At 63.1% G+C, this 10,259-nt stretch carries 8 protein-coding genes; 2 read left to right on the forward strand and 6 right to left on the reverse strand.

Features of this window, described 5'->3' with window-relative positions; all coding sequences use genetic code 11:
• Positions 1–279 precede the first annotated feature (279 nt).
• From NAV33_RS20935 to NAV33_RS20945, 3 genes are all read right to left on the reverse strand, one after another.
• Entirely contained in the window at positions 280–1,821 is a 1,542-nt protein-coding gene (locus tag NAV33_RS20935; protein WP_255983688.1) for a phosphoenolpyruvate carboxykinase, read from the reverse strand.
• A 155-nt stretch (positions 1,822–1,976) separates the two neighbouring features.
• A complete protein-coding gene (gene hslO, locus NAV33_RS20940) occupies positions 1,977–2,870 on the reverse strand; it encodes an Hsp33 family molecular chaperone HslO (RefSeq protein ID WP_255983695.1) in 894 nt (297 codons plus the stop codon).
• 137 nt (positions 2,871–3,007) lie between these two features.
• The gene (locus NAV33_RS20945; RefSeq protein ID WP_255983689.1) at positions 3,008–3,403 is read right to left on the reverse strand and encodes an RNA-binding S4 domain-containing protein; all 396 of its coding nucleotides are present in this window, start codon (positions 3,401–3,403) and stop codon (positions 3,008–3,010) included.
• A gap of 102 nt (positions 3,404–3,505) precedes the next feature.
• Between NAV33_RS20945 and NAV33_RS20950 the strand changes: the two genes are divergently transcribed.
• Positions 3,506–3,973: an ATP-dependent zinc protease gene (locus NAV33_RS20950; protein ID WP_255983691.1), complete on the forward strand. Its 468-nt coding sequence runs from the start codon at positions 3,506–3,508 to the stop codon at positions 3,971–3,973.
• The gene (rimK, locus tag NAV33_RS20955) at positions 3,970–4,875 is read left to right on the forward strand and encodes a 30S ribosomal protein S6--L-glutamate ligase (RefSeq protein WP_019340871.1); all 906 of its coding nucleotides are present in this window, start codon (positions 3,970–3,972) and stop codon (positions 4,873–4,875) included. The genes NAV33_RS20950 and rimK overlap by 4 nt, the downstream gene beginning before the upstream one ends.
• Before the next feature lie 16 nt (positions 4,876–4,891).
• On the opposite strand, the gene NAV33_RS20960 is transcribed toward rimK, so the two are convergent.
• From NAV33_RS20960 to NAV33_RS20970, 3 genes are all read right to left on the reverse strand, one after another.
• Positions 4,892–5,632 carry a SapC family protein gene (locus tag NAV33_RS20960; RefSeq protein WP_255983692.1) on the reverse strand — a complete coding sequence of 247 codons (741 nt, stop codon included), beginning with the start codon at positions 5,630–5,632 and terminating at the stop codon, positions 4,892–4,894.
• A gap of 19 nt (positions 5,633–5,651) precedes the next feature.
• Positions 5,652–7,331, reverse strand: coding sequence for a ShlB/FhaC/HecB family hemolysin secretion/activation protein (locus NAV33_RS20965; RefSeq protein ID WP_255983693.1), 1,680 nt, complete (start codon positions 7,329–7,331; stop codon positions 5,652–5,654).
• Positions 7,319–10,259 (reverse strand): hypothetical protein (locus NAV33_RS20970; protein WP_255983694.1); only part of this gene is annotated, 2,941 nt, incomplete at its 5' end. The genes NAV33_RS20965 and NAV33_RS20970, both read right to left, overlap by 13 nt.

The following is a 10,259-nucleotide window of genomic DNA, read 5'->3' on the forward strand; positions in this document are numbered from 1 at the left end:
CTGCCATGCTATGTCGACGGAATGATCGAATCCATGCGTCTTTGCTGATGATATCTATCGCCGTCGTCGATTCTTTGGACGGTACAGGTGGGCTTGAGACGCATAGTTCTGTATACGCCGTAGGGTGGGCTTTAGCCCACCGATGTCGCAGGCGGTGGGCTGAAGCGGAGCGCCGCCCGGCCCACCCTACGGACTACGAACGGCTAACACACATCTTCTGGTGAGCAGCCACGAAAAAGCCGCCCGGGGGCGGCTAGTTCTGACGCAACGGCTTACGGCTTAAAGCTGCGGGCCTGCGGCCTTGATGGCGTCGGAGACATCGAACTTCTTGAAGTTCTCGATGAACTTATTCGCCAGTTCTTTGGCCGCTTCGTCGTAGGCATTCTGGTCAGCCCATGTATTGCGTGGGTTGAGCAGCTGAGTGTCGACACCCGGGACGGCCGTCGGCACGTCCAGGTTGATGATCGGCAGGTGCTGGGTTTCAGCACCGATCAGCGCGCCGCTCTGGATCGCCGCGATCACTGCCCGCGTAGTCGGAATGTTGAAACGCTTGCCAACGCCATAGCCGCCGCCGGTCCAGCCGGTATTAACCAGATAGACCTTTGAACCGAACGCCTGAATGCGCTTGATCAGCAGCTCGGCGTAAACACCGGCCGGACGCGGGAAAAACGGCGCGCCGAAGCAGGTGGAGAAGGTCGACTTGATGCCGCTGCCCGAACCCATCTCGGTGGAACCGACCAGTGCGGTGTAGCCGGAGAGGAAGTGGTAGGCCGCCTGTTCATCGTTAAGGATGGACACGGGCGGCAGCACGCCGGTCAGGTCGCAGGTCAGGAAAATCACCGCGTTCGGCTCGCCGCCGAGGTTCTTCTCGGAACGCTTCTCGACGTACTCCAGCGGGTAGGCGGCGCGGCTGTTCTGCGTCAGGCTGTCATCGGTGTAGTCAGCGATGCGCTCATCATCGAGCACGACGTTTTCCAGCACGGTGCCGAACTGGATGGCTTTCCAGATCACCGGCTCGTTCTTCTCGGACAGGTCGATGCACTTGGCGTAGCAGCCGCCCTCGATGTTGAACACCACGCCGGTACCCCAGCCGTGTTCGTCGTCGCCGATCAGGTAACGCGATTCGTCGGCGGACAGGGTCGTCTTACCGGTGCCGGACAGGCCGAAGAACAGGGTGACATCACCTGCTTCGCCGATGTTGGCAGCGCAGTGCATCGGCAGCACGTCGGCTTCGGGCAGCAGATAGTTTTGTACCGAGAACATGGCCTTCTTCATTTCACCGGCGTAGCGCATACCGGCGATGAGGACCTTCTTGGCAGCGAAATTGATGATCACGCAACCATCGGAGTTGGTGCCATCACGCTCAGGGGAGCATTCGAAGTTGGCGACGTTGAGAACCTGCCATTCTTCCTTGCCGGCCGGGTTGTACTGCGCCGGGTTGATGAATAGCTGGCGACCGAAGAGGTTTTGCCAGGCTGTCGCGGTGGTCATCTTGACCGCCAGGTAGTGGCCCTCGGACGAGCCTACATGGACGTGGGAAACGAAGTGTTCCTGGGCCTTGTTGAAGGCCTCGACGCGATCCCACAGGGCATCGAACTTGTCGGCAGGGAACGGACGGTTGATCGGGCCCCAGGCGATGGAATCCTTGGTGCTCGGCTCTTCGACGATATAGCGATCGGCTGGCGAACGACCGGTCCGATGACCGGTTCTGACAACGAGCGCGCCATTGGCGGCCAATTCACCCTCACCGCGCTTGATGGCTTCTTCGATCAATCGAGCGGTGCTGATATCAACGTACACGGCGTTAATAGCTTGCGTCATGAGTTTCCGTCGGCCTTGGGCCGAATCCTCCATGCTGTTGTAGCCCACCGAGCAGCGGACTACATCGAAAAAAAGTGCACGCGATTATGACAGAAAAGGCGCGGCGCTGGGTATGAGCCTATGATGGCGAAAAGGTTCCTATCGGCCCGAGCCCTTTAATGCCGGGTGCCGGAGGGACCCTGGGTGCCTGCACCAGCGAACAGCTGGGCAATATCGGCAGCATCGAAGCGGTAGCTGTGATTGCAGAACTGGCAGTCGATGGAGATTGCGCCGCCCTGTTCGTTGAGCAGCTGCTCGGCATCGTGCTGACCGAGGCTGATCACTGCATTGGCCGAGCGTTCGCGCGAGCAGCTGCAGCGGAAGACGATCGGCCGTGGCTCGAACAGCCGCACCTGCTCTTCGTGATAGAGCCGGTGCAGCACGGTCTGGGTATCGAGACCGAGCAGTTCTTCGGTCGACAGCGTATCGGCAAGGGTGCGCAAGTGCTGCCAGCTGGCTTCCCGTTCTTCACCGTCACGGATGCGATCGGCCGGCAGCTGCTGCAGCAGCATGCCGCAGGCACGGCGGCCATCGGCGGCAAGCCAGAAGCGCGTCGGTAATTGCTCGGACGAGGCGAAATAGCTCGACAGGCTTTCCGCCAAGGTCGCGCCATCCAGCGCAACGATGCCCTGATAACGCTGGCCCTTGGCTGGATCGATGGTCATCGCCAGCACGCCTTCGGGCATCAGCTCGGCCAGTGTCGCACCGGGGGTCAGTTGCTCTTCGTGATAGCGGGCGATGCCGCGCACTTCGCGGTCGCTCGAGCACTCCACCATCAACAGAGGCACCGCGCCAGCTGAACGCGCCTGCAACACCATCAGCCCGTCGAACTTCAGCGTACCGACCAGCAGCGCCGCTGCGGCGAGCAGTTCGCCGAGCAGCTGGGCGACCGGCTCCGGGTAGGCGTGTTTGGCCAGCACTTCGGCATAGCTGCGCTCGAGCCCGACCCACTCGCCCCGCACGTCGGTGTTATCGAAAAGGAAACGCTGGGTGTAATCGGAATCGAGCATGGGCATGACCAGAGCAGGTGGAAGGCCGGGGCCGTTGGCTGGGATACCGCGATTCATCGAATCTCGGAATCTGCATGGGCGCCTGAGAGAAGGGACCGCATTCTAGGGCGAAAGTGGCGACCATCCAACCGGTGGCATCATTCGGCGTCCGAGCGAAAGCGCTGCAAGGCGCGGCGCTGTTTCTTGCTCGGTCTGCCATCGGTTTCCACTCCGAGAGTCCCGGCCTTGCGCATGGCGGCGGCGTTTTCGCGCCGGGCCAGACTGTCAGCGGTTTCCTCATATAACAGTTGCGCTTCTGGAGCGCCCTTTCGCACCGCAGAAAGGGCACGGACGACCACGGTGCGCTCATCGAAGCCGGCGCGAACGACCAACTCCTCGCCAACCTTCGGTTCCTTGCTCGGTTTGCAGCGCTCGCCGCGACAATGCACCTTGCCACCCTCGATGGCGGCCTTCGCCAGGGCGCGAGTCTTATAGAAGCGTGCGGCCCACAACCACTTGTCCAGGCGGACTTTGCCGTCATCTTTTTCGCTCATCGTTCAACTCTGCGTAACGTCTCGTTGTCATAGGGTCGTACAGGTAGATGCGGTTGTCATGTACCCCGTCTAGAATGCGCGGAAATCTACTGGATACGTTTTTTGAATAGTCCCGACCCCCAAATAGTCATCGGTTTGCGCGAATGGATCGCCCTGCCCGAACTCGGCGTGGTTGGTCTGCGCGCAAAGATCGATACCGGTGCCAGCACCTCCGCACTGCACGCCACCGAGATCAGCGAATTCGAGCGCGGCGGCAAGCGCTGGGTTCGTTTTACCGCGCATCTGGGCACGCTCGTGCAGAGCCGGCATCGCTGCGAAGCGCCGCTGGTGGCGCGCAAGATCATCAAGAGTTCGAATGGCCACGTACAGACCCGCTACGTGGTGCGTACGCTGCTGGCGCTGGGCAGCCACCTGTGGCCAGTGGAATTCACCCTTACCTGTCGCAAGACCATGCGCTATCGCCTACTGCTGGGGTCAAAAGCCCTGATGGATGGCAAATGGCTGGTCGACCCTGCACGCACCTACGTGCAGGAAAAACCCCAAACCCTTACATCTCCCGGTGCCCAATGAAAATCGCCGTGCTGTCGCGCAATCCACGTTTGTACTCGACCCGCCGCCTGGTGGAGGCCGGTCAGCAACGTGGCCATGAAGTGGTGGTGATCGACACCCTGCGCGCCTACATGAACATCGCCAGCCACAAGCCGCAGATTCACTACCGCGGCCGTCCTCTCGAAGGCTTCGATGCGGTGATCCCGCGAATCGGCGCCTCGGTCACTTTTTATGGCTGCGCAGTGCTGCGCCAGTTCGAAATGCAGGGCGTGTTCCCGCTCAACGAGTCGGTTGCGATTGCCCGTTCACGGGACAAGCTGCGCTCGCTCCAGCTGTTGTCGCGTCGCGGCATCGGTCTGCCGGTAACCGGCTTCGCCCACTCGCCGGACGATATTGCCGATCTGATCCAGATGGTCAACGGTGCGCCGCTGGTGATCAAAGTGCTCGAGGGCACCCAGGGCATCGGCGTGGTCATGTGCGAAACCGCCACCGCGGCCGAATCAGTGATCGAAGCTTTCATGGGCCTGAAGCAGGACATCATGGTTCAGGAATACATCAAGGAAGCCGGCGGCGCGGACATCCGCTGCTTCGTCGTCGGCGACAAGGTGATCGCCGCCATGAAGCGTCAGGCCAAGCCCGGCGAATTCCGCTCCAACCTGCACCGCGGCGGCACCGCCAGCCTGATCAAGATCACCCCGGAAGAACGCATGACCGCGATCCGTGCCGCCAAGGTTATGGGCCTGAGCGTAGCCGGCGTCGACATCCTGCGCTCCAACCACGGCCCGCTGGTGATGGAGGTGAACTCCTCGCCGGGCCTGGCCGGTATCGAGGAAACCACCGGCAAGGACGTCGCCGGTTTGATCATCCAGTACCTGGAAAAAAACGCCGGCCCGCATCTGACGCGAACCAAGGGCAAGGGCTGAGCCGGCGCGGGTCCACTTAGGCGTCGGCGCCATCCTGCGCCTTGCGCGCCAGGTAGTGGTCGAACAGCTGGTTGGTGTTGCCCAGCGACATCAGATGCGCGTAGACCCACCCGAGCACACCGGACTTGTGCAGTTCCAGAATCTGCTCCTCGCCCAGTGCCATGAACTTCTCTTCGTCCACTGCCTGGAAATCGCTGAGCACGAAGCTTTCGCCGCTGGTGTGGTTCAGCTTGAGCGTGCGCGCTGAAAGCAGCTCCAGTTCGTTGAGTTTGGCGACGAACAGGCGGGTGCGCTCCATCTCGGCGGTGAAGTTCTGCAGGAACTGAATCATCTCATCGAGGAATTCAGTGTTCTTGCCTTCGGCATCGAACAGTTCACGACCTTCTTCTTCGTTCCAACCGTGATAGGCGGCATCGAAGCAGACGGTAAAGTTGTTGGCATCGTCCTGTGCCAGCACGAACGGGTAACGGCGGACGAACGCGGGAATGTAGGTATTGGGCTGCCAAGCGTGCTGCTCGTCGATGTAGCCGTTGTGGCCGTCTTTGAGGCCGAGCAAGGCGATGGGCATGGCCTGAGCACCTTCACCGATGAAGACGATCGGGTAGTGACGCGCGGCCTGGAAGAATTCCAGCCCGGCGATCGGCACCAGATGGGTGTTGGCCGCAAAATCGCAATTCGGCGCGGCTTTCAGCTTGAGGCCCTTGTGCTCATCGCGGTTCAACGCCTTGATTTCTTTATACAGCAGCATGGTGGTCATGAAGATCTCCGTGAAGCGATTAGCGAAGGGTAATCTGCGCCAGGACTTGTCCGCTATCCTGGTCGGGCACCACGTCGGTGAGAGTATTGGCGGCAACCACGCTGACGCTCAGGTGCTTGCCCCAGTTGAAGTTGAGCCCGACGCCGATGCTGTCGAGATCGACATCCGCCGTGCCCAGCTCCATGGCGCGACCGTAGTCGAAGAACACGAACGGCTGCCACCGCTCGCTGTAATTCCAGTAGGCCTCAAGATTCAGCGTCACGCCCTGCGGCGCGGCGATCACGCCCGGATCGTAGCCACGCACGCTGCTGATGCCGCCGAACTGATAGAGCAAGGTGGACGGCAGCGTTTCGGTATCGCTGGCGTACTGCCAACCGAGGCGGCCCACGACTTCAAACCGCTGCTCCGCCAACGAGCGGCTCAGGTAGGCCGTGCCGTTGAGCAACTGGTAGCTGCCGCTTTCGCCAGTGACCTGGTTGTCGGTGTTGGCCTGCCGGATGCGCTGTTCATAGCGCGCATACCACGGTGCCGCACGGTATTCGAGCTGGCCCTTGAGCACGATCTCGTCGACGCTGGTTTCGCTGAGCGCGAGCCCTTCGATGGTGGTCTCGGATTCCTGGTGATTCCAGCCAAGGCCGCCGAGCAGCAACCACTGGCGATCGATCCACCAGGGCTGGTCGTAACCCAGGCCGTAGGTCTGCGACTCGCCCTCGATGTTCAACGCGGCGAACGGCCCGGTCTGAATTTCCAGCGTGTTGGCCCCGGCCTCGACATAGGCGATGCCGTTGTAGCGGTTGACCGGACGGCTGTAGCGCAGGCTGCCGTACTGCGAACCGGAGGTGGCAACGACTATGGCGCTGAACGCATCCGCCACGCCAGTCGGCGAGAACCAGGTAGCCGTTCCGCCGTACTGCTCGCGACCGGTGCCTTCGTTGCCATAGTTGTTGACGAAGGCCGACCACTGAAAGGTGCCGGGCTCGAACGCCTCGAGCTCGACGCGTGTGGTGCCGAAACTCTGGCCCGGCGCCAGGCTGGCGGTGACCTGGGGTCCCGGCGTGGTGGCATTGAAGCGCTCGATCGAATTCATCAGCGCCAGGCTGTCCAGCGTCTCGCCGGATTGTACCGGCATGCGCGCCTCGTAGAACGCCTGGTCGACCTTCGGCGGCTGCCCCTGCCAGATCACTTGGTCGACTTTCGCCTCCACCAGCACGATCCTCAGGCGGCCATCGCTCAGTGTCTGTGGCGGGATCAGCGCCCGGGCGGTGAGCTGGCCCTGCTGTTCGTACAGGGTGTTCACTTCACGCAGCAGCGCATTCAGGTCAGCGAAGGTGATCGGGCGACCGATGTACGGCCGCGCCAGTGCTTCGAGCGTTTGCTTCTCCAGGAATACCGAGGCATTGAAACCGATGCCGCTGAGCTCGAAGCGCTCGCCCTGCTCGGGCAACTGCTGCGCATCCGGCGCCTCGCCCTTGAGCGCCGGCACCACGACCCGCCTGGCGCGCTCCTCGATGGCTTGCTGGCGCTGGTTGCGCTCCAGCTGCTCGCGTTGCAAACCGGGGTCGATCTGCCCCGGCACGCCGGCCGGCGGCACCTGGGCCTGCGCTTCACCGGCCAGCAGCAGAGCGAGCCCCAGCGCATTCAGTCCGCAACGGCCGACAACGGCAAGACCTGGCCATCGCGATACGTTCAAAGCTCCCACTGCGTTGCTCCGGTTGCCCCGTACGAGGCAGGCATTTGGCTGTTGACTCGGTTGTCCACCGGGCCCTGATTGATCGGCGGCTGGCTGCGGCTGGCCGCTTGCTGTGCGGCGGCAACGGCCGCAGCGGCGGCTGCCTGCGCCGCCTGAGCGGCCTGCTGGGCGGTTTGAGCGGTCACCACGCCGACCATCTGCTCGACGTAACGCGCCGCACTCACGCCCTGTACCAGCACACCCGTCGGCTGCACCGCATGCTCTTCGCTGAAGTTCTGCACCAGCACCTGGTGAGTGGGCTTGCGATGCAGCACATAGGCGCTGGTGGTGCTGGTCAGCGCGTCCTGCTTGAGCTGGAACGCCTTGTCCAGCTCGTACAGTTGTACATCGGCATCGGCGCGATAGGCAGGCGTCAGGTTATCGGCAATGACTGTGGCTTCTGCGGTGTACAGCGACAGATGGTCGACGCCCATGGCGTCCTGAAGATCGATGCGGCTGCCATCGGTGCGGATGACGCTGTCGATGGTGTACAGGCGTGGAGAAAGGATGTCTGCCGCGCTCAGGTGCGTGGTGAACCGACGGGCCAACGCCTCGCCGCTACCTTCCACCCACATGTTCAGCTGACCCGAACCGGTGTGACGGCCGTAGAGTTCGATGTCCTGGCCGTGAAGGTCAACGGACTGCCCAAGGTTGGCATCAGCCACGCGGATCAGGTTGCCGGCCCACAGGCTGAGGGTCGGTGCAGTGACCTGGCCGAGCAGCACGTCGGCGTTGCCCGCTACCTGATTGCGCCAGCCGGCATTCACGGTCGCGCCCTGGTCGGCGCGCAGCACGTTGCCCCGAGTGGTCATCAGGCTGTCGAGCAGCGCCTGGCCGTTGGCCAGCAGGCGGTTGAAGAAAACGCTTTCGTCCACGTGCCAGTGCTGCGAGCCCAGGCTCTGGCTGGTGCCAGCGATATTGACCAGGCCCCGCGCCAGCAGATCGATGTCGCTGCCCGAGCTCAGGTTGGTGAAGCGCAGGCTGTGGCCGTCGACCTCGATATCGCTGGCCTCCATGCGCTCGCCGGTGATGTCCCCACCAGCCGACAGACGCCCATCGCCGCCGGCGAGCAGGTTGCCGAAGTCGATGGTCTGTGCCGCATCCCAGTGCTGGTAGCCCTGGCTCGTGCTGGTGCCGGTGACTTTGATCAGGCCGCGCGCCTGCAGATCGGTGTCGCTGCCCGAGGTCAGGTTGGTAAAGCGCAGGCTGTGGCCGTCGACTTGGATCTCGCTGGCCTCCATGCGCTCGCCGACGATATCGCCCCCGGCCGACAGATGCGCTTCGCCGCCAGCGAGCAGGTTGCCGAAGTCTATGGTCTGCGCCGCATCCCAGTGCTGGTAGCCCAGGCTCGTGCTGGTGCCGGCGACCTTGATCAGGCCGCGCGCCAGCAGGTCGACCTGCTCGCTGGCCTGCAGATCGTCTATCAGCAGGTTCTGGCCCTGGACTTCGATCTTGCCGTTGGCTGCGCTGATTACCGGCGTGACCACATTGCCCGAGGCGCTGACCACGACGTCGCCGTGCAGCATCTGGCCTTCGTACGGCAAGCCAGTGGAGACGATACCGTCGCCGACCGTGACGTCGCCGTTGGCTGCAATCAAGGTGATATTGCCGCCGGCGGTCACGCTTTCGTCGATATTGATGTACTGACCCGATTCGATACTGGCATGGCGACCGGCACGCACCCCCTTGAGGTCGACCTTGCCGGCGATGATGAACTTCAGGTCCCGGCCTGCTTCGGCGTAACCGCTGACGTTGAGGTCGCGGCCCACGCCCACGGTGAGGTCGCGCCCGGCCTTCAGCGAGTAGGTGCCGCCGAACTTCACGGTCGGCATGTTGAGGTCGCCGTTGGCTATGATCGACACGTCGCGCTTGGCGTCGACCAACAGGCCGGTGATGTTGCCCTGCTGGTCGTCGAGCAGGCCGGTGCTCTGCAGGAACACGTCTTCGTCCAGGCTCTGGGCGCGGCCGAAGAACAGGTTGCGGCCGATCAGCGTGACCAGCTGCTTCGCCTCGGCATTGCCACCGAACACATCGCCGTCGGTTTTCACCAACAGGTTCTGGTCGGAATACAGGTGCGCCGGCACCAGCACGTTCGGGTCGTTCGGATCGGCCAGCAGGCCGAAACGAATGGTGCCGAGCGAGCCAGCGACTGTCGTCAGACTCAGATCGCCGCCGGCACGGCCGCTGAGGATGCCCAGGTCACCAACGGTTTGCACCGTCAGGGTATCGAAGGCCGTCACGTCGCCGAGAACGGCACTGCCGGCGTCCAGGCGTACCCAGCGCTGCGCGCTGGTCAGCGTATCCGCGGCGAACAGGCCGGCCGCCTTCAGCGACAGCACGCCGGTGGCGCTGTCGAGCAGGCCAAGTTCGGCGCTGCCGACATCGTAGGTGACATCGCCGCCGACGTGGGCGGTGGTACCGATCCAGTCGCCCGCACCGCTGACAGCGAGTGTCCCGTCGACATTCAGCGTGCCGTATTGCAGCAGGGTGCCGGCGACACCGCGGTGGGTCAGATCGGCATTGCCACTGACGTCAGCCAGGGAGAGGCTCATCGGCCCGGTGACGTCCAGGTCGAGATCGCCGGTGATGTCCAACGCGTCGATCCGAGTGGCGCTGCCCAGGATGAAGGTGGCATCGCCATCGTCGGTGGTCAGCGAACCCAGCTGCAGGTCGCCGCTCAGGGTGTGCTGCACGTCGGCGACCAGGTCGGCATCCGTGACGTTGGCGTTCACCGCCTTCAGCGTCCAGCCCTGCTGGCCGCTGAGCTGGGTCAGTTTCAACAGGTCGCCGCTCAGGCCCATGTCGACCTGCCCCTGGACGGTGGCGTCCCCGAGGCTGGCGTCGGTGCCCTTAAGGGTCCAGCTGTTGCCGCCGGTGAAGCTGTTCAGCGTCAGCAGG

The organism is Stutzerimonas stutzeri (genome assembly GCF_024448715.1).
In the GTDB taxonomy this organism is placed as follows: domain Bacteria; phylum Pseudomonadota; class Gammaproteobacteria; order Pseudomonadales; family Pseudomonadaceae; genus Stutzerimonas; species Stutzerimonas stutzeri_AR.

Excerpts from the sequence above, each read along its gene's own strand:
- NAV33_RS20935 (WP_255983688.1), bottom strand. The coding sequence starts at position 1,821 with ATGACGCAAGCTATTAACGCCGTGTACGTTGATATCAGCACCGCTCGA.
- NAV33_RS20960 (WP_255983692.1), bottom strand. The coding sequence starts at position 5,632 with ATGACCACCATGCTGCTGTATAAAGAAATCAAGGCGTTGAACCGCGAT.
- rimK (WP_019340871.1), top strand. The coding sequence starts at position 3,970 with ATGAAAATCGCCGTGCTGTCGCGCAATCCACGTTTGTACTCGACCCGC.
- hslO (WP_255983695.1), bottom strand. The coding sequence starts at position 2,870 with ATGCTCGATTCCGATTACACCCAGCGTTTCCTTTTCGATAACACCGAC.
- NAV33_RS20945 (WP_255983689.1), bottom strand. The coding sequence starts at position 3,403 with ATGAGCGAAAAAGATGACGGCAAAGTCCGCCTGGACAAGTGGTTGTGG.